Consider the following 24,813-nt stretch of genomic DNA (forward strand, 5'->3'; position numbering starts at 1 on the left):
GGCATTGCCTCTCCTTTCTAATTTGGAGAACAGTACCATCTTACATCCAACTATCCCCCTTGTCTACTTTTTGGGGTCCATTACAGATTTTAGGACGACGGGGACTCGAATTTAGCGGTGGGGAACCAAGGGGACAGGAGCCGTGAACCTCCGCTCACTGAACAGGGCGGGGTTGTATTCGGCCCTCAAGATAACCCGCGCCCTCTTATCTGCAGGGCTGGGCATACGTCCCCGGGTTTCGGGCGCTGGGGCGGGTTTTGTGTGTGTGGGGGAACAGAGATATGGCATATTACATTTCTAACGAGATTAGAAATTTCAATATAGTTAAAGCTTTCACTTTTTATCAAGATCAAAAAACATACCTAACAATACAGAAGTAAACCTTTCCTCAAATGTTGGCTTCCCCGATTGATCTTTAGCAGGTTTTCCATAATTATCAGAATCACGATTTCCGCATCTCCAACCTTTTTCATCCAGTTGATTCCAATATCTTTGGCCTTCCCCTTTCCCTTTTATACATGATTATTACGTTTGTACACTTTATCACGTGTTGAATCCCTCACCCTTACCGCCTCGATCGAGCGTAAGTAACGAATCGATCTCGTCGACCGTCGGGAGCGCCGGGATGGCGCCGCGCCTGGTCGTGGTGATGGCGCCGGCGGCGTTGGCGAACCTGAAGATGTTTATCATCTCAAGGTCGGACAAAGCGTAGAGGTCGGCGACGTTCAGGTCAAACATCTTCCACAGCATGGCGGCGGTAAAGGCGTCCCCGGCGCCTGTGGTGTCCCCGGCCGTGCTCGACGTCGATACGTCGAACCCGAGCACCTCGACGCCGTAGCGCGCCGTGACCCCCACCGAGCCGTCCTTCCCCTTGGTCACGACGACCAGCTTCGGCCCCATCGTGAGGATCTCCTTGGCAGCGGACTTCGGGTCGGCTTTGCCTGTGATGAAGTGCACCTCCTCCTCGGACAGCTTCACGATATCGGAAAGGGGGATTACCCCCCTTATCTCGTGAACCGCTATCGTCTTGTCGGGCCAGAGCGACATCCTGACGTTCGGGTCAAAGGAGACGATGGCGCCCAGCCTCTTGGCCTCGTTTATTAGATAAAGGGTCGTCTCTCTGGATGGGCCCGATATCAGGCTGATGGAGCCGAAGTGAAAGGCGTAAATCCCCTTGAGGCAGTCCGCCGGGACGTCTGATTTCGTTATCAGCATGTCGGCCGACGGGTGGCGGAAGAAGACGAAGTCCCGCTCGCCGTCGGGGGTCAGGCTCACGAAGGCGAGCATCGTCCTCGCCTCGGCGGAGTACGAAAGTCCGGTCGTGTCGACGCCGTTTTGATCGAGGAGGTTTTTGAGCTTTCTGCCGAAGGGGTCGTCCCCGACCTTGCCGATGAACCCGACGTCCCCGCCCAGCTTTGAGATACCCACCGCGACGTTTGCGGGGGCGCCCCCTGCGACGGGGGCGAAGGCGGGCGCGTCCCCCACCGAGAATCCCCTCTCGGTGGAGATGAAGTCGATCAGAAGCTCTCCCATCGTCACGAATCGGGGCATGTTTTTTCCCAAGAGATAAATCTAGAATGTTAAGGCGAGAAGGCCCGCCGTTTGCGAGAATCCCGGCATAAAAAAGTCACAGCAGGGTCACCGCCTTGGCTATTACAGCCCTGACGCCTGCTATCCAAGCGAGGTGGAGGGGGATCATCAGAAGGGTGCTTAAAACACCCACGACGACCTTGACCCAGACCCTCCACCGCCTCTTTTGGATGATGTATACGCCAGTGAGAAAAATCAGGGCGAGCCCCCCGTAACCGAAGACGACCATGATCGGCGCGCCCCCCCAGATCGTTGCGGCGGGCTGGAGTTTCCAGATGACCATCGGGAAGACGGAGGCCATCGCCTCGTTCATGGCGGCGTACGCCCCCATGAAGACCATCGAGACGAGGAGAATCGGTACGAGCCTCTTCCCCTCGACGAAGTCGCCGTGGACGAGCCTCTCCGAGAGGGTCATGGAGATGTACGTGGTGAACGACCAGAAGACGGCGAGGACCAGCGGAGCCGCCCCTATCCAGAAGGTGAAAGCGGACGGGTTGTACGAGTAGAGGTCGGTTACCTGCGCGACGACGTTTTCCCGCAATATCCCGAGGACCGCCCCCGTGACGAAGAAGAGGATAGTGAAGGCGGTTCCCCTCACCTTCACGCTGTGGAAGATGAGGGCGCCAGTCAGCGCGAAGCTCAATATTTCAAAGAGGAGGATCATTTGAATTTCCTGATGGTATTAATCTGGATTCCCGTTATCCTGTCATTCCCAGCTTGACTGGGAATCCAGTCGATATTTCTCTGGATTCCCGCTATTCTGTCATTCCCAACTCGATTGGGAATCCAGTCGATATTAATCTGGATTCCCGTTTTCACGGGAATGACAATTTATTTTTGAGGAATGCCCCCTATCCTGTCATTCCCAACTTGATTGGGAATCCATCATTCTGTCATTCCCAGCTTGACTGGGAATCCACTATCCTGTCATTCCCAACTTGATTGGGAATCCACTATCCTGTCATTCCCAACTTGATTGGGAATCCAGTTGATATCTTTCTGGATTCCCGTTTTCACGGGAATGACAGTATAAACACGGGAATCACAGTACTTTTTTGTATGGATTCCCGCTTCCCAATGGAATTACAGCTATGAAATCAGCCCCGTGCGCAAATAGTCTCAGCGCATCCAGGGGAAGAGGAGCCTTAGCAGACTCCTATTCTGGGAATCGTCCGTGGTCCCGCCGCCGTAGGGTGATGTTGTGCCGCCTCCGTCCGGGGGGGTCGTTCCTGTACCATCATCGGGGGTTGTTCCCGTTCCGTCTTCAGGAGTTATAGGTGGAATTTCCTTCTCCTCAACCTTTGGCGTCGTCTTCTTCTTTACCGGCGGCTTCTTCACCTCCTCCTCCGGCTCCTCCTTCTTCTCCTCCGGCGCCGGTGGCAGCTCCTGGGCGACGACCGTAAACGATACGGTTTTATAAAGCTCGTTGTCGAGGTATATCTTCCACGTCTGTGTCCCTACGGGGTAGAGGGCATCCAGTGTGACGACTCTTGTGAAGCTGGTCTTTTCGGCGGGCAGCGTTGTGCTGAATACGCCCCGGTTCTCCGACGGGAAAAGCTGGAATATACCCTCGTCGGTTATCCAAGTTTCCCAGTTCTCCGGCAGATATGGGTAGAGCATCTCCTGGTGATACTTGATGGGCTTTTCGCTCTTGCTTTCGTATTGAAAGTAGACGCCGAATTTCGTGTCGGGAATTCGGGGTATCGTCGGGCTTTCAAAGACGGTGGCGTTTCCCATGGGGTCGATCGTGATTACCCCGGCCTGAAAATTGCTGATCTTGCAGCAGTTCAGGGAGTCGTATTGCGGCCTTTTTGCGTAGCCGAAGAAGTAAATCAGGGCGGCTACTCCTAAAAGCACGACGAGAAACGAGACGGCGGCGATAATCGGAGCCGCAAGGCTGACTGTCGGCGGCGCCTCCTTGTCCCTCATGTCGTCTCCTTTGTACTCTATCCTGGCGCCTGGGAGCTCCACCACATCGCCGATCTTTAGGTGTACGCCGGAGTTGTGGACCTTCTCCCCGTTGACCAGGCTTCCGTTTTTGCTCCGGTCGAAATAGGTCACCATCCCCCCGCCGACCGTGAAGTGTCCGTGCTCTCTGGAGACCTTATCGTTTCTGATGACGATGTTGTTGTTTGAGGCCCTTCCCACCTTGAAGGTCTGGTCTTCCGATTCGAGCCTCTTTACCTTTCCATCTTCATATGTGATTTTAAAAACTTTCATGTTTATTCCCCCAATAAGGGTAAATATTTTATCTCATTTAAAATCCCGCATCTTCCATTATTTTAAGGAGAGACGTTTCCGGGGTTAAAATGACTCGAAGAGGTGGATTATGGAGTTGCTGTAGTAATCGAGGATGTCCTTTCTGTCAGGATTTATCCTGATCTCCCCCTTTTTCTTTTTGGCGATCTTTCTCAGGCTCAGCACCTCAAGGGCGAGATCCATGCTCTTCTGCATCTCCTCGATCTCTATTACGCCGTACTCGAAGTTGACGAGCTCCATCGTACGGTCTTGTTCCATCTCCTCTATTTTCTGTTTCTCCTTAATCAAATCAAGGAAATCGTTTCCCATAACAATCCTTGCATCCTTGGCTATAAGCTCCTTTTTTATCTCGGTCATGCTCTTAATGAGGTCCGTCTCCGGGATCCTGTTTCTGCCGTCTTTTAAGATTGCGTAGGCCAAAAACGGCACCGGCGTTATCGGGATTACCGCCGCGACCCTCTTTAAAACATAGTCGGCGAATTTCTTGACTTCGGGAATACGCGTCTTTGTCGGGAGCGTTAATATGTTGCTGCAGTATTTCTCGATGTAGCGGTCCAGCGAGATGGGGGGGCCGAAGGCCACCGAGGTGTATCCGTATTTTCTGATTCCCTTGAATATATAGAAAAACCCGTTTCTGATGACGACCTTTGGGATTTTAAAGATTAACATCACCCCGGAGACGATCTTTTTCAATCCATGTTTTTCGGGCTTTGCCCCGGCTATCTCATTTAGCAGGTTCATGTCTTCGAGAACGCGGTCGTAGTTTATCGCCGTGGGCACGAAAAGTATATCCTTTGTAAAATCGGGATCCAATTTAGTGCGAATTATATAGTCCATAAGGCCTACCTTTGAGGGAAGGATTCTGCCGTCTCTCGAAAGTCCCCCTTCAATAAATATCCCTTGGGTGATCCCGTTTTTGCTGATCAGTTGAACGTATTTCTCCAGAACCCTATGGTACAGTGGCTCCCTGTACTTCCTCCTGATGAAGTATGAGCCGAAGCTCTTGAATATGTACTCCAAAGGCCAAATCCTGGCCCATTCCCCGACGGCGTACGACAGGGCTATATGTTCCGCAAGCATGTAGGCCACAAGGACATAGTCCGCGTTGCTCCTGTGATTCATAATATATATGACAACGCTGTTTTTTGGAATCTTCGATATAACTCTAAAATTATCCCTGTCGATGACCACGTTATAGATTAGATTCAAGAGGAAGTGAGAAATAGTGTAACCGAATTTGTAATATGAGAGGATGTTGAAAAAGGGGAGTATCTCGTCGATATAACCCTCCACCCTTTCCAGTGCCTCCTCCCTGGAAATGCCGTTCTTCTCTGCGTATCTTTCCATCTCCTCCCAGATTTCCCTCTCCTTAAGAAGCTGGAACTTAATATACTTTTTCCTCGTTAATTTGAACCTGTCGAGTCTCACGCGGAAGCGTCTGATTACCTTGAGGCTTGATTTTCTGATAAGGTCTTTGCCGTATTTTTTTAGTTTCCTTCTGAAAAAAATACAAAAAATAAGGAAAAAGATCAGGGACATTAAGGCGATATTTACCCACATATGGACCCCTTAAAACGGTTATATAATGTTGGGATATAAATTTTTTATCACATATTTTCGGAAATCTCAATGTTATTAATAAATTGCCTTAAAAAAGAAAAAAGGGGGAATATCTATACACCCCCTTTAAATAATTTATGGTTGTTCTGCCTGTTCCATAAGGCTTCTCAAGAGCCTTTTCGAATTTTGGAGCAAAGACCTCTCGATTTACGTCAAATTATCACCCGCTCTTTGATAAAGAGGCATATCAGAAATCAAGACTTGTTTCTTCCGGCCCCCTCCCTAAGAGAGGACTTATCGTGAAGAAACGATTGATTTTCTGGTATTTGTGATGGTTTCTATTGTCTAATTTGTATCCATTAAGAGAAGCGGATCCCCTACTAATATTGAAATTTTCTCCTCCGCATCGCTTTTGCGGCCCTCTTTTTAGCCTCTGCCCTTTTTCTCTTCTTTTTGATACTCGGTTTCTCGTAGAAGCGCCTTTCCTTCATCTCTTTGAAGAATCCGCTTTTTGCAAGTTTATTCTTAAGAACTTTCAGCGCCTTTTCTACGTCGTTGTCGAAAACTTTAACCTCCAAGCAGTTACACCTCCCCTCTTTGGATTGGGATAAATTTATCTGTTACTTTCCCCGATTTTACAATCTATTTTTAACAAGGCATAAGCGCAAATTGTTTCCGCCCCTTCCCTCCTAATCGCCCCCGCCTGCTTAAGCAAAAATTACTTTCGCCCTTTCTCGTTCCCAACTGACCAAACGCAAATTTGCTTTTGCCCCTGCCCATCTCCCTTTTTAGCATTTTTATTGGGGAAAATCAAGCATAAATGTTATATAAAAGCGATTTTGGGGGATTATTGTCTTTATAAGTGGTAGAATTTTATCTCTTTAACTTGAATCTCACCGCTCTTGACATTTCCAAGATAATTTGTTATTTTTATTCAAAGCATGAAAAGATAGGACTTCCAAAATCACTATGGATATGCAATTTATTTGAGGTGACGAAAATCGCGGCAAGGGGGGACGTGAAAAGGATTCTTCTCCATTCCTGTTGTGCACCGTGTACGATCTATCCGTTGAGGAGGCTCAGAGAGGGGGGCATGGAGGTGGTGGGCTTTTTTTACAATCCGAACATCCACCCCTTCACGGAGTTTGAGAAAAGGCTGAGCGCGGTCGTGGAGTATTACAGGGAGGTTGAAGCCCCCCTGATTGTCAACGCCGCCTACGATGTCTCCGATTTTCTGAGGAGGACCCTCTGTGCCGATGTCAAGAGATGCGAGGCGTGTTATCGGATAAGGCTGTCCGAGGCCTTTGAGGCGGCAAGGGGGGAGGATGTAAAGGTCGACGCCGTGACCTCGACGCTCTTTTTCAGCAAGTACCAGGACCACGATGTCTTGGTCAGGATAGCCGAGGAGGAGTCCGCCAGATCGGGGGTGCCTTTTCACTACGAGGACTACCGTGAAGGGTGGGATGAGGGGAGGAGGCTCTGTCGGGAGAGCGGTATGTACAGCCAGAAGTACTGCGGCTGCATAATAAGCGAGGAGGAGAGGTACGGCAAGAGAATAAAAGCCCTTATGGGGATAAAGGGAGGTAATCGCAATGATATTTAAGTTTTTGGCTTTGAGAGATAGGGGGAGGTGGCTCTATCTCCTGACTTTTTTTCTTGTTTCGCTCTTTTTTATTCTTTTAAGTCCTTTTTCCGGAGTAACCGGGGAGGATGAAAATCTGATTTTAGGGAAGGTCTACAACGACACCGACATTGTCCCGCCGATGCACGGGCCTGTTCCGATAAACATCGTTGTGGACGATTACTTTATGGGGAGGGTCGAGCCGGGGAAGAGCCTTGTCATAGGGTTAAAGCCGAGGAGAGTCCCTTATGTGGTGAAGGCCTACGTTTTCGATTACGACGGCAGCTCCTTCTTTGCGGTGGTCGATCTACCGCTGAGAAGCACTGTTATGGTCCCGGTGAGCCACAGGGGGGAGATCTCTCCCTTCTGGGTCGCCTTTGAGGGGATCCATTAGGGTCGGGGGTCGGGATTATGGGCACCGGCGATATAGGGAGGATGCTCGTAGTAATCGGCCTTCTTATTGTAGTTTTGGGTCTTTTCCTCATTTTTCATGGGAAGGTGCCGTTTTTGGGGAAGCTCCCCGGGGATATAATCGCAAAGAGGGAGAACTTTACCCTCTACTTTCCACTGACCAAGATGATTTTGATCAGCGTGATTTTGAGTCTCGTTTTTCTGTTTTTTAGAAAGTAAAGTCAAAAGTTACAGGTATTTTTTTTGGAGGTTATCATGCCTGATAAGGGCGTATTCTGGGAGGGAATTTCGGAGGGGATTGCTGAGAAATTGGAAGGTATTATCGAGTTCATCCCGCTCCTCGGCAGCTATCTGAGGAGGGAGAACGATCGGGAGGTCGATAAACTGATCCGGGAACATATGGCCGAGAGATTCGACGGCCTGAAGAGGTCCGTGATGAAGGTCATGGAGGCCGGGGCCGAATCTGGCAGGCTTGAGGGTCTGGAAAAGCTCGATCGCTATTCAAGGAGACTCGACAAGCTGAGAGACACGGTTAAGTTCGCCGCCCACGGCTACTCCGGTCTTTTTGACAGAATCAAGGTCAGGGATGAGGAGCTGGAGGCGCTTTTCAACTACGACCTTCAGATGCTGGCCAAGATCGAAGAGACCGACAAACGTCTTTCGGAGATAGACAAGGTCCTCGATAACGACGAGAAACTGAAGGGAGAGATAGACGCCCTCGCGGATTTCATCTCGGAGATGGAGACGATCGTTCAGGACAGGAAATACGCCGTGACGAAGGGCGGCCAGTTTAAGGGCGAAGAAGCATAAAAAAGACAAATTAGGATAAAAGGAGGTCACCTCTTATGTCTCAATTTTTGGAAGTTATCGAATACTTTTTTGAAGACGAAACCGAGATGGTTCATCGGATTCCCGAGTCCGGCTCTGCGGAGACGAAGCTCGGGGCACAGCTTGTTGTCAGGGAGAACGAGGCCGCCATCTTCTTCAGGGACGGGAAGGGACTTGATGTCTTCGGGCCAGGAAGGCACACCCTGACCACGATGAACCTCCCTATTTTAACGAAGATTCTCGCGCTCCCCTTCGGACACACAAGCCCCTTTCGCTGTGAGGTCATCTTTCTCAACATGAGGATCTTTACCGATCTCAAGTGGGGGACGAGAAATCCCGTTGCCTTCAGGGACAAGGAGTTCGGGCTCGTGAGGTTGAGGGCTTACGGCAACTACACGTTGAGGATCACCCAGCCTTTGCTGTTTATAAATACACTGGTCGCCACGAAGTCGATGATGACGACCGAGGGCATATCCGGATATTTGAGGGACGTTATCGTCTCGCGCCTGAACGATCTCCTGGGTGAACATATGAAGACGATTCTTGACCTTCCCCAGAACTACGGAGAGCTCGCCGTGGTGGCGAAGGTGAGGATAAAGGACGATTTCGAGAAATACGGGATCGAGCTGATCGATTTTTATATAAACGAGATAACTCCGCCCGACGAGGTACAGCGTATTATCGACGAGCGCACAGGCATGGGGGTTGTCGGCAACATGAACGAGTTCCTGAAATACGAGGCCGCAAAGGCCGTGGGTATGCTTGGCGAGGGGGGTGAAGGAGCGGCTGCAGCCGGCGTTGGCGGAGGTGTGGGCGGAACGGCGGCGTCCGGGGCTGCGGCGGGAATGGGGGTAGGCGTAGGGGCCGGTCTCGGGATGATGGTGCCCGGAATGATCTTCAAGACGATGATGGAGGGTGGCGCCACGGCGGAGGCGATCAAGAAGCAGGGATTCGTGAACTGCCCAAAGTGTCACGCAAACGTCCAGCTGGACTCCAGGTTCTGCCCCAGCTGCGGGACACAGCTCGTCGTTGTCAACAGGTGCGGTAAGTGTGGGGCCGAGCTTCCACCGGAGGCCAAATTCTGCCCGGAGTGCGGCAAGGTGGTCGGGGAGGAGACGAAGTGCAAAAAGTGCGGGGCGACGCTCCCCGACGGGACGAAGTTCTGCACCGAGTGCGGGGAGAAGGTGGAATAGCGGTCTGATTCGATTGGGGCGATTGCCTCGTCGTCCTTCAAAAGCGGTCTATTGTGAAACAAATGGATATGAGCCGTGCCCGACGTTTTGGACGGAATATCCTGTTTCCGCTTTCTGTTGATTTCGGATTTGATTGAAGGGTTTTGTAGCCCCGGAATATTAGCTTATCGAAGACGGCTTTACAATGAGGGGGGGCGATGTTTAGAGATATGGTTCGATTTCATCGCCCCCCCCAGTATATAGAGGGATTGCTTTCAGGCGGTCTTGACGAAAATAAAATAGATGATACTCACATGCTCTCAATGTGGGGCAAAGATAAAGATAGATCAGTTCAAGCGGTTTCTGACCTGCCCTTACTGCAAATCCTCCCTCGTCGTTGAGCGGGACCGAACAGTCGAATGCTACGTCTTGAGGCACGGGAGAAACGACATCTGGGTTAGGGGGGTAATTAGGGGGTGGTTTAAGAGGACGGGTGTGGAGGAGGACGTCGAGGAGATAAGGATCGATTTCAAGCTCTTCCCGGTATGGCACGCCTCTTTCGAGAACGGTCAGACCGTGACCCAGCCCGCGGCAAAGACGCTCCACACCGAGATATCGTCTGTAAAAATTCCCGCCGGGGATCTCAAGGCCTTCGACCGGGACACGTCTCTTATTGAGGTGATGACTCCTGACGTGAGTCACGAGGCGGCGGCAGTCTGGACCACGGATACCCACGATGAGAAGAGGGAGGTAAAGAGGCTCTGGCTCGTGTATCTCCCCATATACTTCATCGATTACAGGGAGAACGGCGAGCGCCACAGGGCGTCCGTCGTGGGGGAGTCAACAAAGATATACTCCGACACGAAGGCGGTGGTCGATCCCTACAAGATCCCGGTAAAACACCTGATCTTCTTTACCGCCGCCTTCGCAACTTTTCTTATCCTGGGCTTTTCAATTTCAGAAGACATACTTATAAGGGGCATATCGATGGCCGCCGCCGCCCTCCTGTTTTCGGCGGCCTCGTGGTTTTACTTGAGGAAGTGATCCGTCGTTTGTTTACTGGACGACATGGATTTTTTTCATAAATCTTTTTTGGTGTGAAATTGGAGCTGCAGCAAATCGGATCGGTCGATTCTGCCGAGAGACTCTTCACCATAGCGGTAACATGCCCCTCCTGCGGGGGATCGATATCGTTTGTCGAGGGGAGCAGGAAGGTGGTCTGCTCTCACTGCGGCCTCTCCCATATCGTCGTAGGGGGGGGCGGCCTTAAGCGATTCTATTTCCCGAAGATGATAAGGCGGGCCGATGCCCTGAAGTCGGTAAGGGAATTCGTGAAGTCAAGGACTAAAGGCGAGGAGGAGAAGAGGAGCATCCGCCTTATAGACGCGAAGCTGGTCTATGTGCCGGTCTATCGGGCCAAGGTGAAGGGGGGAGGTTTGTACATCGGTGAGGAGGGGGGGGAGGTGGTCTACAGGGAAACAGTGTCCGAGACCGGCGAGGTAATAATAGTCAGAAGCCCCAAGAAGCTGGTTAATGGAAACACATTCAAGGAGATCAATTACTTTTTCCCCGCCTTGGACGTGTCGGAGCTTGGCACTTTCGGTATCTCCACCAAATCGAGCGTGTTAAAGCTTCACGTATTTGACGAAGACCTTGTAAGCGCAAAGTGGATGGTCTTTGATGCGGTCGAGGACCCGGAGATGGCACTGGAGAGGGCATGGGCCGTCCTTACCTCCTCCCTCAAGCCCCAGCAGAGGTTTAGAATTAACTATTTTGAGGTCGAGCGGATTGCGGAGGAGATATCTCAGATCAACTATCCCCTATACCTCGTTCGTTTTCTCCTCGACGGGGAGGCGATTCGGGTTGTTGTGGACGGTCTCGGTGGAGACGTCATCAGGGCGAGGATACCGAAAAAGATGAAGGCATTCAACCCCGTGCCCGGCGTCTTGATACTCTCCCTTGCCGCCTTTATCCTCTCCCTCTTTCCCGGAATTTATATATTAATTCCCATCGCCTTGTCGGTGTTTGCCGTCCTATCGGTCGGGACGGATAAGTTCCTCATGGCAATAAGGAGACTATTCGTTTCACCCAGACAAAGGGAGGACTACACCGTTGGATAAGGCGCCCTCAATTAGGCTTCTCCCCCTAAGGTGTCCCAGCTGCGCGGACGACATCGGGATCGGATCTATGGACGCGCTGTTTCTCTGCAGGAGGTGCCTTAACCTCTGGGATGAGAGTGGGGGGAAGCTTGAGAAGCGGGACGCTCAATTTATTGGAGAATCCGATTCAACTCCCTACTACATTCCCTTTTGGGTCTACGGACTTACAGTGGATACCCCGATGGGGAGGATAGAAGATTTTCACGGCTACATCCGTCATATCGCCTTCGCCAAGTCGATAGACTTCGTGGAAAACCATCCTTTAAAGCTCTACATCCTGGCAGCGTTGACCAGGACGGAGCCGCACCGCCTGAACATTTCAAAGAAATTCACGTACAAACAGTCTGTCCTTGAGAGGTCGGAGCCGAGGGAGGGGCATATATGGGGGCCCGTAATGGGTGAGGCCACGGCGAGGAATTACTCGAAGATAGTCTTCCTCTCAACCTTGAGCGAGGCCAGGAGAAACTCCGTCGATTTCGTGTCGGGCCTCAAAATCCACCTCACCGATCCGATACTCTCGTTCATCCCGTTTCGGGAGGACGGCGCCTACTACAGGGAAGGGACGTCACAAATAGCTGTTTCCAAGGGGCTGATTGCGGAAAACCCCAAGGTATTGAGCCCGTAGCGGAAAGGTTAGATGGAAAGTCATGCCGAAAAGGGGAGGACGGCTGTTGAAAAGGCTTGAACGGGGCATAATAGGGATATATAATAGCAAATATGTATAAGAACCTTTATCAGAGGGGGATTGAGAGGGAAGCCTCGACGACGAGCGTGGGGATACATACCGGCAGTCCCGTAACCGTGACCCTAAAGCCCGCCGCGCCTGGGTATGGGATCGCCTTCATCGCTCGGGACGGGGCCGAACCGGTCAGGATTCCCGCCCACTTTTCTATGGTCAAAAACACCATGCTGGCAACGACCTTGACCTCTGGCGATGTCAGCATCTCCACCGTGGAGCACCTCATGGCCGTCCTCTCCGTATTCGGCGTGGATAACGTAAACGTACACGTTAACGGCCCGGAGCTTCCCGTTCTGGACGGGAGCGCGGTGGGGTATATATCCCTCTTGAACTCCGCCGGCGTCATGGATTATGCCGAGAGGAGGAGGTTTGCGAGGGTTACGGGCAAGGTCGGCGTGGAATCGGGCGGCGGCCTGGCGGTGCTTTCTCCGTGGGACGGCGGCCTCTACATCGATTACACCATAGTGTACGAAAATCCCCACGTGGGGACGCAGCGGCTGGAGTTTGAAGTGACGGCCGATTATTTCGATAAGGAGATAGCCCCGGCGAGGACCTACGGCCTCCTCGAGGATGTCGAGTCCATGCACGAGCGCGGCCTGGCCCTCGGGGGGACGCTAGAGAACGCCTTGGTTATAAGCGATAAGGGGGTGCTAAATCCTGACGGACTTAGGTTTCCGGACGAGTGCGTGAGGCACAAATGCCTCGACGCCCTGGGGGACCTGGCGCTCTTCGGGATGCCGATTATCGGTAAATTCACCGCCTATAAATCGGGGCACAAGCTGAACCACCTCCTTCTAAAGGAGCTCGCCAAAACTGGAAGATACGAGGTTGTCGAGGGGGCAGTTGACTAAATGAAGACACGACTTGTAATATTCTTAACATCTCTTCTTTTGATAATGCCTTTCGGGTCAAGGGTCCTCGCACAGAAGGCCTATATAACCAACGTCATCGTTACACCCTACCGGGGCTACGTCTACATATACTTCAACATCGAAGGGTGCTTCACGCCGGAGATGGAGGAGGCGGTGAAGAGCGGGATAACGACGGCGTTTACCTTCCACGTCAATCTCAAGAGGCACAGGGGAGGTTGGTTCGACTCCCTCGTCGAGAACAACACCTTCAGGCATGTCTTAAAGTACGATTCCCTCCTTGATAAGTTCACCGTTATCAAGGAGGAGGACGGTATGAGGCCGGTCGTCGTCGAAGACTTTGAAGAGGCAAAGCTGATAATGGCCCGGGTCAGGAACTACCCGATTTTCCCTTTAAAGACGCTTAAAAAAGGCGAGACGTACCGCCTTGAAATAAAGGGGGAGCTTGACAAGGTCGATATCCCGAAGTCCCTCCGCTACGTGCTGTTCTTTATCAGCCTGTGGGATTTCGAGACCGAGTGGTACGTTGAGGAATTCCAGTACAAATAATAGGCTCTTTTCAGTTTAGTGATGAAATTTAGAGGCAAAATAGGAACGAAGAGGATCTGGAAGGATAATATCTCCTCCGAGGAAGCGAGAAAGCGCAGGGAGAGGATTATAATCGTGGTCTCCGTCGTGGTCATCCTCTTCCTGACCCTTTTCGGCAATTACCTCACCCAGAAAAACCTCGATATCGGGATAGGCGAGAACCTCCTTTTGATCGCCCTTGTCGACATTAATATTATATTGCTCGTTCTCGTTATATTCCTCGTAATAAGAAATTTCGTAAAGCTCTTCTTCGAGAGGAAGAGGCAGCTAAAGGCCGCAAGGTTGAGGACGAAATTGGTGCTCGGGTTTGCCGGCCTGACCCTGTTTCCGACCGTTATAATGTTCTTTGCCGCCATCCTCTTTTTCTCGGGGGGCATGGACAAATTCTTCAACATTAAGGTAGAGAGCTCCCTCGAGGATTCCCTCGATATAGCAAAGACCTATTACAGCAGCTCCACGGAAAACGTGCTTGATTCGGCAAAGGAGATCGGAGAAGCGGCGGAAAACTCTAATTATTTCAAGAAGGAGGGACTTCCAAGGCTGAAGAGGTATGTCGAGAGGGAGCGCAGGGTGAGGGGACTGGATCTCGTAAAGGTATTTTCGCCGAAGATGGAGGAGCTCGCCTCGTCGGTAGGGGAGGATATACCGGAGAAGTCCCTGGAGCGGCTGAACATGTCGGTCTTCGAGCAGGCCCTTAAGGGGGAATCGGTGGCGACGATTCAGATAGTAGGTTACGGGGACGTTATCTGGGCCCTCTACCCGATAAAGAGGGGCAACTCCGTCGAGTCGATCGTCATGACGGCGAATTTCGTGCCGAAATCGCTAATGGCCAAGATGAGGGAGATAGAGACATTCCTTTACGAGTATAAGAGGAACAAGCTCTATAAGGAGCCGGTCGTTACCAGCTACCTCATTACCCTTGCGGTGATTGCGCTCTTGGTGGTCTTTATCGCCACGTGGCTCGGATTCTATCTCGCAAAGGGGATTACGGTCCCGATCTCGATGCTCGTTGACGGGACGAAAAAGGTGGCGGAGGGGGACCTCGACGTATTTGTGGACGTCATCTCCAAGGACGAGATAAGCCTCCTCGTGGACTCCTTTAACAACATGACCCAGGACCTTAAGATGCAGTCGAGGAGGCTCAAAAGGGCGTACAACGAACTGTCCAGCTCTAACCTGGAGCTGGATCAGAGAAGGCGCTACATGGAGATAATCTTGAGGAACGTGACGGCGGGGGTGATCTCCATCGACAAGGACGGGATTCTCACCACCGTGAACAAGGCCGCCGAAAGGATGATAGGGATAAAGACGTCGAAGGTGATCAACCGTCCCTATGGCGAGGTGCTCCGTCCCGTTCACTACAAGATAGTCATGAGTCTTATCGAAGACCTGAAGAACTCCAAGGAGGGCTTCGTCCAAAGGCAGGTGGAGATCCCCCTGGAAGACAGGACATTGACGCTTATGGCCAACATGAATGATCTCGTTGACGAGGAGGGAAACTACATGGGTATGGTGGCGGTCTTTGACGACATAACCGAGATAATGAAGGCCCAGAAGATGGCCGCCTGGAGGGAGGTGGCAAAGAGAATCGCCCATGAGATAAAAAATCCCCTGACCCCCATTCAGCTCTCGGCCCAGAGGATAAGAAAGAAATACCTCGACAATATAGACGGGGACGGCGAGGTCCTGGACGAATGCACAAGGACAATCATCACGCAGGTGGACGAGATGAAATCGCTGGTAAACGAGTTCTCCCTCTTTGCGAGGATGCCCTCCGCCAAGCCCAAGCCGAACGATCTGAACAAGATCGTGAAGGAAGCGATGAATCTATACAAGGACGCAAATCAAAACATTATATATAAGTTCAAGGAAGACAAGGACATACCGACAATGAACCTTGACGGGGAGCAGATAAAGCGGGTTCTTATCAACCTCATGGAAAATGCGGTGGAGGCCATCGACAAGGAGAAGGGGAAGAAGAAAGAGGAGCGAAAAGGGGAGATCAAAATCGAGACTTCTTTTCTAAAATACCTTAACGTGGTTCGTCTTACTATTTCGGATACAGGAATGGGAATTACGCCCGACGGTAAAAACCGTCTCTTCGAGCCTTACTATTCCACGAAGAAGAACGGAACGGGACTCGGTCTTACCATCGTAAACACGATAGTGTCCGACCACAGGGGCTACATAAAGGTCATGGACAACAAGCCCAAGGGCACCAAATTTATCATAGACCTTCCCGTGAGCACATCATGAAGAAGAAGATATTGATAGTAGACGATGAGGAGAGCATCCGGAAATCCCTTTCCGGGGCGCTTGCCGACGAAGGTTATGCGGTCTTTACGGCGGCCAACGGAGCCGAGGCGTTGGAGCTTGTGGAGACGGAGCGTCCCCACCTTATACTCCTTGATATATGGATGCCCCAGATAGACGGGATCGAAGCGCTGAGAAAGCTGAAAGAGGACTTTCCCGAGGTAGCGGTGATAATGATTTCCGGCCACGGGAGCATCGAGACGGCGGTCAAGGCCACAAAGCTCGGCGCATACGACTTCATCGAAAAGCCCCTGTCCCTCGAAAAGATCGTCATCACCATTGACCACGCCCTGAGAGAGAGACACCTGGAGAAGGAGGTCTCCCTTTACAGGCAGAAATTTGACCAGACGTCCACCATAGTCGCGGAGAGCGGCTCGATGAAAAAGCTCTCTGACGAGATAAAGAGGGCCGCCCCCACGGACAGCTACGTCCTGATAAGCGGGGAGAACGGCACTGGAAAGGAGCTCGTGGCAAGGCAACTCTACTCGATGAGCATGAGGAAGGACGGGCCATTTGTGGAGGTGAATTGCGCCGCCATCCCCGAGGAGCTGATCGAGAGCGAGCTCTTCGGCTACGAGAAGGGCGCCTTTACCGGGGCCACCGGGAAAAAATCGGGCAAGTTCGACATGGCGGACGGGGGCACGATCTTCCTCGATGAGATAGGCGACATGAGCCTCAAAACACAGGCCAAGATTCTTAGGATTCTGCAGGAGCAGAGATTCGTGAGGGTCGGAGGGAACAAGACCATTCGCGTCGACGTCAGGGTCTTTGCCGCAACGAACAGGGACCTCTTGAGAATGATAAAGGAGGGCACATTCAGGGAAGACCTCTACTTTCGCCTGAACGTGATACCCCTCTATGTCCCTCCCTTGAGGGAGCGGTTGGAGGACATACCGGTCTTGATCGATCATTTCATAAACGAGTTTGCCAGGCATGATATGAGTCAGAAAAAGAAGATCGATAACAAGGCAATGGAACTGCTAAGAATCTATCACTGGCCGGGAAACGTGAGGGAGCTCAAAAACCTCGTCGAGAGGCTGATAATCATGAGTCCTGACAACGTTATCGGGCTTAACGATATCCCGGCTTACATCAAGGCCGGGGTGGGTATAGAGCCGGGTGGTTCCCTCTTTTCGGGCGACAACATAAAGGATGCGAGGGACAACTTCGAGAGGGTTTTCATAGAGAAGAAACTCAAGGAGAACGACAACAACATCTCGAAAACGGCAAAAGCGTTGGGGATGGAGAGGAGCCACCTCCACAAGAAGATCAGGGCCTACGATATCGAAATGAAGAAGTGAGGAGTTTGTCGGCTCCCGGAAGGATTATCTAAAGTAAAATCGGCTCTGGGACTATAAATTTTTGGAAGGTTTTCATCAAGGGGCTTTTTAACTTCATTTTTAAGGGCTTCATTTTTAATAGCCCGTTAAATCCTATGTTACAGGCCGGCATCGGCCTGTTCTTCTCCTTTTTGCCATGAAGTTTATGTGCCTTGTTAAATAGGGGGGACTCGTAAACCGGGCATTATGAAAACGATCGAAGTTTCTCCCCCTCAGCGGATTGGGGAGCCCCCTTGATCGCATATAAATTCAAGTCGGCTTATAAAAAAGTCCTACCGGCCTTGACCGGAGGAGCTTTTTGGGCGTCGATGATCAACTAACCTCTCCTCTTTCTGCCGCTTTTTCTTTTTTCCCCTCTCTTCTTTGCGTCTGGCGGACGCCTTTTTCTTAACGGCCCGTCAACCTCTCTGCCGAAGTCATCGTCGTCCGCGACCACAAATGGGAGCTTTCCGTCGATGAGCTTCTCGATAGGCTCCAGGTAGTAGACGTCGTCCTCCGAGGCCAGAGATATGGCCGTGCCCCTCTTTCCCGCCCTTGCGGTCCTTCCTATCCTGTGGACGTAGTCCTCGGGATTCTGGGGCAGGTCGTAGTTGATGACGTAACCGACGTCCTCGATGTGAAGCCCCCGGGATGCGACGTCGGTGGCGATGACTATCTTTATCTCCCCCCCCATGAAGCGTTCGATGATCTTAAGCCTCTTCCTCTGGGGTATATCGCCGGTCAGGGCAAACGCCTTTATTCCGTTTTCGGTCAGCCGCTCCTCTATCATCATGACCCCGCTTTTTGTGTTGGAAAAGATAAGGAGCCTTTCGGCATCGGACCTTTGGACAAGTCCTAAGAGAAGACGAAACTTCTTCCTCTTCTCGACGTGATAGAGCGTCTGGCTGACCTCGTCCACCGTAATGCTCTCAGGGGTGGCCGATACCTCAACGGGGATTTTCATATATTCGTATGTCGCCTCGATAACCCTGAAGTTTATCGTGGCGGAAAATAGCATCGTCTGTCTGTTTGAGTACTTGGGCAGCCTTTTCAACATAAAGCGTAAGTCCCTGATAAAGCCCATGTCGAGGAGGCGGTCCGCCTCGTCAATGACGAGAATCTCGATCCCTTTCGTCTTCAGGATGTCCTGCTTCATGTAATCGATGAGGCGACCCGGCGTCCCGACTACGATGTCGACGCCTTTCTTGAGGCACTCGGCCTGCTTTTTATAGTCCACTCCGCCGAAGACCGCCACAAAGGTAAGATCGGTATGGGTGCCTAATGAGCGGGCCTCTTTTTCTATCTGAACGGCCAGCTCCCGCGTGGGGGCGATTATCAAGGCCCTCGGAAGAGATGATGATTTTTCCCCGGTCTTGAGGAGCTTCTCGAATATTGTTATAAGAAAGGCGGCGGTCTTGCCCGTTCCTGTCTGGGCCTGACCGATAAGGTCGAGCCCCCCCAGGGTGTATGGGAGGGCCATCGATTGGATATTCGTCGGTTGCAAAAATCCCATATCTTTGATGCCCAAGGCTATAGAATCTTTCAAGTTGAATTCTTCAAAGGTCTTTATCGGAGGGAGGTCTAAATCCGGGGTCTTGTCGTATTCCTTAAGGAGTTGTGTGCTAGGCATATCTTCTTTAACTATTTAACTGTAAATATCAGCTGTCGATCCAACGGTCGTGTCTTATTTCACAAATAAAATTCTGAACAACTAAAAAGAAGTGTCGCAAATTTCATTTTTATTATTTTACTCTATTCCCACCCGAAAAGCAAGCCTTTTAACAGACCTTTTTCTCGATCAAGCCGGATGGAAGAGGCCGTTGGTTGACCGTCGATAAATATCTTTATGGGGAAGCAAAGATGAAAAAGTCACCCCCATTCAAACGCACTCGAAAGGCGTAATAGACTATTACGTGGCTTCAAAGGTCCCTAAACAAAGCCTAAATCTTAAGCGTTAAGAGACTATTCTGGCGCTTTGTCCCTCTTTTTTTCCCTGACTTTATTTTCTAAACCGGATATTCTCTATATTATATAGTGGAAATATTTATTTACGCTTCGGTATTCTCTTGCGGGAAGTTACTATGGGGCACTTGAAGCTGACTTCAAATCCCTCATAAATCCTTCCTATCTCCTCTGGTTTATTTCCTAATATCTTTTCTCCCATCTCTTCCCCATATTTCTCGAGATCATCAATTTCGCTTGCATCATCCAAGTCGACTTTCTTTTTCAAATTAACCTGGAACCTGCGGAAATCGAGAGCTTCGAAGAAGGAATTTACTAAAAAAACCTGTTGTTTGGCCGCCGACTGCATGAAGGCGCCAAAAACCAAATCAAACATTTTAAATAGTAACTTCTTGTTTTTACTTTTTTTAGTAAAAATTGGTGGTTCATCTCCAGTACCCAGGCTGATAAGCGTCGTCTTTTCGGGTTTCCATCCCCAAATACACTGTAGATACACGTATATCTCGTATGCGGCGAGAAAACAGGGATTATTGTATGATCCCACACCGCCGTCCATATATAGCCCGTGCTCGCCCTCGATGAAAGGGAAATATGTAGGAGCGGCGCTCGACGCCAGAACCGCCTTAACCACGGGCCACTCTGTAAAATTCTCATCTGGCGTAAAATTCTCATCTGTATCTGGTTTCATTTCCGGCGCATTCCACGGTTTTATATAGCGTGTTCTGTTTGATGTAATATCAAAGGTAGTGAAGACAACGTCTATTGGGGGATTTAAAGAGAAGAAATAATTCATATTTGTTCCATGACCGATCTTCTTACTTAAAATAGTATTCAGAAGAGATTCCAGCTTCTTGTTAGAGTAGTGCTCCCCAGTAACGACCATTCTTAGAAAGGCGCTGCCTGGGAAGAATTTTTTAAAGACATCCCTTCCTAGATTTCTGTAAAATCTGGTGAGATCTCTGGCTGGAATTCCTGCGGCCAATGCGGCGGCGATTATTGCGCCGGTGGATGTGCCCGCGAACAGATGTACCTTTTCGTTGAGGGTATTCTTTATGTATCCAGTTTTTTTTAGATAATCCTCCAGCATCCATAGCGCCTTGGTGGCAATGATGCCCCTTATCCCGCCTCCGTCAATTGATATTGCGACGTTTTTTTTGAATGGATCCATGATTTTCTCCTTTATAAACAGTATTGAAAGCCCGCCTTTTTGAAGAACAGTGGTGTGCCTCAAGTGACTTGTTTAAAGTGTGCCCTGTCTTTCGCATGTAACAAGAACTGTCGTGTGGTCTTACAACAAAATAGTATCTTTCAATGATGATTATCAAAAATATCAATAGGCTGAAGATTTGATGTTTTTCAACCGCTCTTCGGTTTCAGAAATTTCTATTTCGTCACGGCAGCCTTTCGAGCACGAAGTGTCGCTGCAGCAGTGCGGCCCTGTGGAAATGGTAAAACGGTGATAAGAAGTATTCCTTTTTCAAGGTGAATCTATTCCATCTTCTGTCGGTCTTGGAAAAGTCTTCCCAATTGTAATCTTCCTCCTTTGGTGTGTCTAATGCGGTTTTCCTCCAATCCTCCTCATTATATTTAAACTTATTGTGATCATCCAGATCGTCAAACATATTTATGAAAAATTCTCTCCATTTATCACAGCGATCGTCAACGTCTTTTCCCTCGTACTGAAATTGTTCAAATATTTTCTCTTTGATCTTTTCCCAGGGGATATTGGGAGATTCCGGTTTTGGCTTTTCGACCTTTGACAATTCACGGTGGATCGATTCTGCAGCTTCCGTGAATACTTCCGCGTTTAAGCGAGGGGAATTATCGACGTGTGATATACTATGGTAACCCCACTTTAAAAATGCCCTGTCCGGCAGTTTCCCGGCTTCCGCATGACCGGTACAGGGCAACGCTTTGCGCAGATTTATTTGGAAACTGGGCTTATCTTTATTTTTCTTGTATATGTAAATGCCTTTCACCTCGTTTTCAGTATCGTTCCTTCCGGAGAAATCTTGGTGCGCCCATGTGTCCGCATAAGTGTGCAGGGCTATTCCTATGCGGCAGAGGCGAAACAGCTTAAAATCCCTTATCATGGGCTCCCAGCATTTACACTCCTTTTTCCCCTTGCAGGCTTCTTTTAAAAGCATTTTGGCGAAATCCGACCCCGGTTTTGTTATAAATCCAAATCCCCATCCCGGCGGCTCGTAAAACAAAGGTGGAATAAAGTGAAAAGGAATGTATACTTTTTTTTGTTCAGACCACTTTGCTCCCAGCAACCACATTAAACCTTTGTGTGCCGTGCGCACAGGGTCTATTCTAATATTGTTTGGGGCGTTTACAGGTATCTGGGTTCCTTCCGTCGCATCGTCGACGTATTGTGACGCGTAGGCTATTGTGAGGGCGTCTTTCGAGCTGAAGCCTGCGGCCTTTGCCAGGACTCCGATACAGTAATAGTGAAAGTCCTTTTGCATCTTGCCCTCCTGTTAAATATTGATTATTAAAAAATCAGCCAGACCAAATTCCCCAAAGGTTGGAGAAAAGGCCTCCTGTTACGTAAAAGTATTGAAGGTCATCTTTTATAAAAAATGATCGAGCCTCAAGGTTCACCGATGAATTAAGAGACCGTTTAAGCCCGCGTTTTTTTACCTCTAAGACCAGGATATATCATTTCAGCTTTAAGCATTTCCCGCCGGGGTGTTGAATAGGCTCTTTTTCCTCCCAATCATTTTCCTTGATCTTCTTCCCCAGCTCCTCCCCGTACTTTTCAAGGAGCTCGATGTTTTTAGGGGAGGCGTCGTCCAGCTTTATATACTCTTCTATGTCGACCTGAAAGCGGCGGAAATCAAGCTCCTTGAAGAAGTTCTGTACAAGAAAAACCTGCTGGTCGTTGGAGGACTGGCGAAAGGAGTCGATGATGGGCATGATCCAGCCGAAGGCGGTTTTGGGTATATCTTCTATCGGCTTTTCTTTACCCGTTCCTATGCTTATGAGGGTGGTGTCCTTCGCATTCCAGCCGAGGCAGTATGCAAGCTCGAAGGCCGCATAGTAACAGGGATTTCCGTATGCCCCGAATCCCCCGTCCGCGTAGTGGCCGTCCACGGGGAAAAATAATGAGGGCACCGCGCTGGACGCAAGCACCGCTTTGACAACGGTCCACTCGGTAAAATCGACCTCCTCTTTACTCTCTTTTTTGGCGATCTTCAATTCTTCTTTGGTCGGCTTGTTCCACGGCTTGATGAATCTGGTGCGGTTTTCAAAGATGTCGATGGTTGTGATGACGAGGTCTATTGGCCGCTCTCCTTGACAAAAATCCTTCATCTTTCTGTCGCCGATGAGCCTTTTCAATTCCTCCTCAAGTACCTTATTGGTATAGCGGTGACTGCAAAACGGCCACGGTCGAAGGGGGCTTTTCTTGAACACCGAAACGCCCAGACTTGTATAGAGGTCAAATATCTTTTCGGCCTTTACCCCGGAGGCAATACACGCGGCGATTATCGCCCCTGTAGAGGTTCCCGCCACGAGATGAAAGGTATCGACAAAGGATTTATTATTCTTCAAAAGCTCAGCCTCGAGGTCGATCAACGCCCTTGCGGCCGCCACACCCTTGATCCCGCCGCCGTCGATCGATATAGCGACGTTTTTCCGAAACTTTTCCATCGGCCTTTTCTCTTGTTTGGCCATTTTTTTCCTCCTTCTGTTTATTTGGTGAATCGAGATTCCCAAAGACTTAAGAAGGTTATAGTCTTTCCTTTCATTAAAAACCCTTGGTGCCCTTTATCCGGACGGGAGCGTTTCAACATTTCGGAGCAAGCCAGACCAGTGAGATCGGTTTTAGGTTATTCTTAGCCAATCGTAAATCCGTCGTGTCATCGTGGATATTTCGCCCTCTTTTTCGTCGACCTGTTTAGGTCCACTGTAAGCCGGTTGTCATCGAAGATATTAAGAGGAGAGACAGAAAGTTTTTTTGCCGTTACGTAACACCATCCGCCGGGCCGTTTAACGGTATAACCATATATTTAGCATAGCAAAAAGAACTATATGCTATAGTTCATTTTGCTTGAAAAACAATCTTAAAACATACCTGTACTGCGGGAATTTTCGATCCGAACCGGTTTTGATCTATTGTAAATTGGTAGACTAATTTATGGTTCAGGCTCAAGATGAGAAAAAGTGTGGAGCATCAACCTGTAAAATACGTGAATGAAGACAATTATGGGGCACAAAGAAACATAATTTTTGACATATTAATATATAGTATATTCATATGTCAAGATAATAATGACTAAATCACAATAAATGTCGCATGATTAATCCAATATTTTAAACCTGAAAAACCCCAGGAAGTTCTCGTTTTCCGTTACAGGGCGCCAGCGCATCTCGGGGTGCTGCATCAGGGTGGAGAGCCTCACTTTCCTCACCTCGCCCCGGTCTGTATGTCTCGGCCCGGTGTGGTAGACCACCCAGTCGTCCGTGATTTTCTTTTTGCCTTCGGCTGTGAGATCATCGCCATCTTCTTCGGTTCCCCACTCCCCGAGAAAAATCATCGCGTGGTAGGGCATTTTCTGATTGTCCGGGTTGAAGTAGAAGATGAGATCACCGGGGAGAATACCCTCGCCCCCCTTACCCAGGGGGATTACGTTGTAGAGAAGTAAGTGCCCCGCCGTTGCCGACGGGGAGAACTTTTCCGCACCCTCTTCGATATCGGTTATGAAAAATGGGCCGTCCCCCGTCCTGAAGATTTTTTCCCCAAGGAGGGGCACGTTCGGGTAGTTGTACTTCTTTATGTCCGGATTGGCGGGATTTACGAGGGCGCTGTAGACGGAGAAGAAGCGGGTGTCGTGAAGTTTAAGCGCTTCCGAGTAGGCGAAGCGTATGAGCCCGGCGCAGTCGTTGTTTACGTCGGCCCAGCGGCGGTTCTTCTCGTAGAGCTGAGATTCAGCAACGGCGCAGAGCCACCGCCTGAAGTTGAGACGATCCGTGTCTCCGAAGAGCTCCACCACGTCCGGAAAGCCGTCCCCGTCCCCGTCGCGGTAATCGGGTACGACGATAAAATTCGCCTCTCCCCCGTTGATACCATTGGCCGCCGCCGTGACTTTCACGCTTCCTGACTCGAAGGTGGAGATGAGGGTCAAATCCTTTGTCCCCTCCTCGAGCATGACGGGTGTTTGACCTATCGTTACTACGTCGGCGCCTGAAACCGAGACTTCGACCGGAAATTCCGCGTTCTTTACGGTCCTACCTTTTGCGTCCACAACCCTTATTATTACGGTAATCGTCTCCTCCCCGTTGGCGTGAATCTCCTCTTTTGAGGCTTTTATATCAAGCTTTTCCGGGTCCCCGTAGCAGGAGGCAAAAAGGAGGGCCAGGAGACAGAGAAATAACCTCCCCCGAAAATAGCATTTGCCCGGCCTTTTTTCCCTCAC

Annotated in this window: 22 protein-coding genes; 12 read left to right on the forward strand and 10 right to left on the reverse strand. The window is 50.2% G+C overall.

Going from position 1 to position 24,813, the window contains the following annotated elements:
- Positions 1–543: 543 nt before the first annotated feature.
- The 5 genes from JW984_07970 to JW984_07990 all read right to left on the reverse strand — a co-directional run bounded on the left by JW984_07970 (position 544) and on the right by JW984_07990 (position 5,987).
- The gene (locus JW984_07970; GenBank protein MBN1573116.1) at positions 544–1,551 is read right to left on the reverse strand and encodes a hypothetical protein; all 1,008 of its coding nucleotides are present in this window, start codon (positions 1,549–1,551) and stop codon (positions 544–546) included.
- A gap of 76 nt (positions 1,552–1,627) precedes the next feature.
- Positions 1,628–2,254, reverse strand: a complete 627-nt coding sequence (locus JW984_07975) for a hypothetical protein (GenBank protein ID MBN1573117.1) — start codon at positions 2,252–2,254, stop codon at positions 1,628–1,630.
- A gap of 455 nt (positions 2,255–2,709) precedes the next feature.
- The gene (locus JW984_07980; GenBank protein MBN1573118.1) at positions 2,710–3,810 is read right to left on the reverse strand and encodes an FHA domain-containing protein; all 1,101 of its coding nucleotides are present in this window, start codon (positions 3,808–3,810) and stop codon (positions 2,710–2,712) included.
- A gap of 84 nt (positions 3,811–3,894) precedes the next feature.
- On the reverse strand, positions 3,895–5,409 hold the full coding sequence (locus tag JW984_07985; GenBank protein ID MBN1573119.1) for a 1-acyl-sn-glycerol-3-phosphate acyltransferase: 1,515 nt from the start codon (positions 5,407–5,409) through the stop codon (positions 3,895–3,897).
- Between the two features lie 380 nt (positions 5,410–5,789).
- Positions 5,790–5,987: a 30S ribosomal protein S21 gene (locus JW984_07990; GenBank protein MBN1573120.1), complete on the reverse strand. Its 198-nt coding sequence runs from the start codon at positions 5,985–5,987 to the stop codon at positions 5,790–5,792.
- A 440-nt stretch (positions 5,988–6,427) separates the two neighbouring features.
- Between JW984_07990 and JW984_07995 the strand changes: the two genes are divergently transcribed.
- The 12 genes from JW984_07995 (at position 6,428) to JW984_08050 (ending at position 17,410) form a co-directional block, all read left to right on the forward strand.
- Positions 6,428–7,012, forward strand: a complete 585-nt coding sequence (locus JW984_07995) for an epoxyqueuosine reductase QueH (protein MBN1573121.1) — start codon at positions 6,428–6,430, stop codon at positions 7,010–7,012.
- The gene (locus tag JW984_08000; protein ID MBN1573122.1) at positions 7,002–7,424 is read left to right on the forward strand and encodes a hypothetical protein; all 423 of its coding nucleotides are present in this window, start codon (positions 7,002–7,004) and stop codon (positions 7,422–7,424) included. Before JW984_07995 ends, JW984_08000 begins: the two co-directional genes overlap by 11 nt.
- A gap of 17 nt (positions 7,425–7,441) precedes the next feature.
- Positions 7,442–7,660: a DUF2905 domain-containing protein gene (locus tag JW984_08005; protein ID MBN1573123.1), complete on the forward strand. Its 219-nt coding sequence runs from the start codon at positions 7,442–7,444 to the stop codon at positions 7,658–7,660.
- A gap of 36 nt (positions 7,661–7,696) precedes the next feature.
- On the forward strand, positions 7,697–8,251 hold the full coding sequence (locus tag JW984_08010) for a hypothetical protein (protein MBN1573124.1): 555 nt from the start codon (positions 7,697–7,699) through the stop codon (positions 8,249–8,251).
- 35 nt (positions 8,252–8,286) lie between these two features.
- The gene (locus JW984_08015; protein ID MBN1573125.1) at positions 8,287–9,462 is read left to right on the forward strand and encodes an SPFH domain-containing protein; all 1,176 of its coding nucleotides are present in this window, start codon (positions 8,287–8,289) and stop codon (positions 9,460–9,462) included.
- A gap of 282 nt (positions 9,463–9,744) precedes the next feature.
- The gene (locus JW984_08020; protein ID MBN1573126.1) at positions 9,745–10,485 is read left to right on the forward strand and encodes a hypothetical protein; all 741 of its coding nucleotides are present in this window, start codon (positions 9,745–9,747) and stop codon (positions 10,483–10,485) included.
- 59 nt (positions 10,486–10,544) lie between these two features.
- The gene (locus JW984_08025; GenBank protein ID MBN1573127.1) at positions 10,545–11,561 is read left to right on the forward strand and encodes a hypothetical protein; all 1,017 of its coding nucleotides are present in this window, start codon (positions 10,545–10,547) and stop codon (positions 11,559–11,561) included.
- Complete coding sequence (locus JW984_08030) at positions 11,554–12,225, forward strand: hypothetical protein (GenBank protein MBN1573128.1); 672 nt, start codon at positions 11,554–11,556, stop codon at positions 12,223–12,225. Before JW984_08025 ends, JW984_08030 begins: the two co-directional genes overlap by 8 nt.
- A 92-nt stretch (positions 12,226–12,317) precedes the next feature.
- Complete coding sequence (lpxC, locus tag JW984_08035; GenBank protein MBN1573129.1) at positions 12,318–13,190, forward strand: UDP-3-O-[3-hydroxymyristoyl] N-acetylglucosamine deacetylase; 873 nt, start codon at positions 12,318–12,320, stop codon at positions 13,188–13,190.
- Positions 13,191–13,757 (forward strand): DUF4390 domain-containing protein, encoded by a 567-nt coding sequence (locus JW984_08040; GenBank protein ID MBN1573130.1) that lies wholly within the window; start codon positions 13,191–13,193, stop codon positions 13,755–13,757.
- Positions 13,758–13,778: 21 nt separating this feature from the next.
- Positions 13,779–16,052: a PAS domain S-box protein gene (locus JW984_08045; protein MBN1573131.1), complete on the forward strand. Its 2,274-nt coding sequence runs from the start codon at positions 13,779–13,781 to the stop codon at positions 16,050–16,052.
- The gene (locus JW984_08050; protein MBN1573132.1) at positions 16,049–17,410 is read left to right on the forward strand and encodes a sigma-54-dependent Fis family transcriptional regulator; all 1,362 of its coding nucleotides are present in this window, start codon (positions 16,049–16,051) and stop codon (positions 17,408–17,410) included. Before JW984_08045 ends, JW984_08050 begins: the two co-directional genes overlap by 4 nt.
- A 355-nt stretch (positions 17,411–17,765) precedes the next feature.
- Here the strand turns inward: JW984_08050 and JW984_08055 are convergent, their stop codons facing one another.
- From JW984_08055 to JW984_08075, 5 genes are all read right to left on the reverse strand, one after another.
- A complete protein-coding gene (locus tag JW984_08055; protein MBN1573133.1) occupies positions 17,766–19,058 on the reverse strand; it encodes a DEAD/DEAH box helicase in 1,293 nt (430 codons plus the stop codon).
- Between the two features lie 414 nt (positions 19,059–19,472).
- Positions 19,473–20,558, reverse strand: a complete 1,086-nt coding sequence (locus JW984_08060; GenBank protein MBN1573134.1) for a patatin-like phospholipase family protein — start codon at positions 20,556–20,558, stop codon at positions 19,473–19,475.
- A 223-nt stretch (positions 20,559–20,781) separates the two neighbouring features.
- Positions 20,782–21,861, reverse strand: coding sequence for a hypothetical protein (locus JW984_08065; GenBank protein MBN1573135.1), 1,080 nt, complete (start codon positions 21,859–21,861; stop codon positions 20,782–20,784).
- A 193-nt stretch (positions 21,862–22,054) separates the two neighbouring features.
- Complete coding sequence (locus JW984_08070) at positions 22,055–23,071, reverse strand: patatin-like phospholipase family protein (protein MBN1573136.1); 1,017 nt, start codon at positions 23,069–23,071, stop codon at positions 22,055–22,057.
- Positions 23,072–23,697: 626 nt separating this feature from the next.
- Positions 23,698–24,813, reverse strand: a complete 1,116-nt coding sequence (locus JW984_08075) for a DUF1175 family protein (protein ID MBN1573137.1) — start codon at positions 24,811–24,813, stop codon at positions 23,698–23,700.

Source organism: Candidatus Zymogenus saltonus (assembly GCA_016929395.1).
Taxonomy (GTDB): Bacteria; Desulfobacterota; Zymogenia; order Zymogenales; family Zymogenaceae; genus Zymogenus; species Zymogenus saltonus.

What these genes read in the sequence shown, in the direction of transcription:
- JW984_07970 (MBN1573116.1), bottom strand. Translation starts at nt 1,551, where the DNA reads ATGCCCCGATTCGTGACGATGGGAGAGCTTCTGATCGACTTCATCTCC.
- JW984_07975 (MBN1573117.1), bottom strand. Translation starts at nt 2,254, where the DNA reads ATGATCCTCCTCTTTGAAATATTGAGCTTCGCGCTGACTGGCGCCCTC.
- JW984_07980 (MBN1573118.1), bottom strand. Translation starts at nt 3,810, where the DNA reads ATGAAAGTTTTTAAAATCACATATGAAGATGGAAAGGTAAAGAGGCTC.
- JW984_07985 (MBN1573119.1), bottom strand. Translation starts at nt 5,409, where the DNA reads ATGTGGGTAAATATCGCCTTAATGTCCCTGATCTTTTTCCTTATTTTT.
- JW984_08000 (MBN1573122.1), top strand. Translation starts at nt 7,002, where the DNA reads ATGATATTTAAGTTTTTGGCTTTGAGAGATAGGGGGAGGTGGCTCTAT.
- JW984_08005 (MBN1573123.1), top strand. Translation starts at nt 7,442, where the DNA reads ATGGGCACCGGCGATATAGGGAGGATGCTCGTAGTAATCGGCCTTCTT.
- JW984_08010 (MBN1573124.1), top strand. Translation starts at nt 7,697, where the DNA reads ATGCCTGATAAGGGCGTATTCTGGGAGGGAATTTCGGAGGGGATTGCT.
- JW984_08015 (MBN1573125.1), top strand. Translation starts at nt 8,287, where the DNA reads ATGTCTCAATTTTTGGAAGTTATCGAATACTTTTTTGAAGACGAAACC.
- JW984_08020 (MBN1573126.1), top strand. Translation starts at nt 9,745, where the DNA reads ATGATACTCACATGCTCTCAATGTGGGGCAAAGATAAAGATAGATCAG.
- lpxC (MBN1573129.1), top strand. Translation starts at nt 12,318, where the DNA reads ATGTATAAGAACCTTTATCAGAGGGGGATTGAGAGGGAAGCCTCGACG.
- JW984_08040 (MBN1573130.1), top strand. Translation starts at nt 13,191, where the DNA reads ATGAAGACACGACTTGTAATATTCTTAACATCTCTTCTTTTGATAATG.
- JW984_08045 (MBN1573131.1), top strand. Translation starts at nt 13,779, where the DNA reads ATGAAATTTAGAGGCAAAATAGGAACGAAGAGGATCTGGAAGGATAAT.
- JW984_08050 (MBN1573132.1), top strand. Translation starts at nt 16,049, where the DNA reads ATGAAGAAGAAGATATTGATAGTAGACGATGAGGAGAGCATCCGGAAA.
- JW984_08055 (MBN1573133.1), bottom strand. Translation starts at nt 19,058, where the DNA reads ATGCCTAGCACACAACTCCTTAAGGAATACGACAAGACCCCGGATTTA.
- JW984_08060 (MBN1573134.1), bottom strand. Translation starts at nt 20,558, where the DNA reads ATGGATCCATTCAAAAAAAACGTCGCAATATCAATTGACGGAGGCGGG.
- JW984_08065 (MBN1573135.1), bottom strand. Translation starts at nt 21,861, where the DNA reads ATGCAAAAGGACTTTCACTATTACTGTATCGGAGTCCTGGCAAAGGCC.
- JW984_08070 (MBN1573136.1), bottom strand. Translation starts at nt 23,071, where the DNA reads ATGGCCAAACAAGAGAAAAGGCCGATGGAAAAGTTTCGGAAAAACGTC.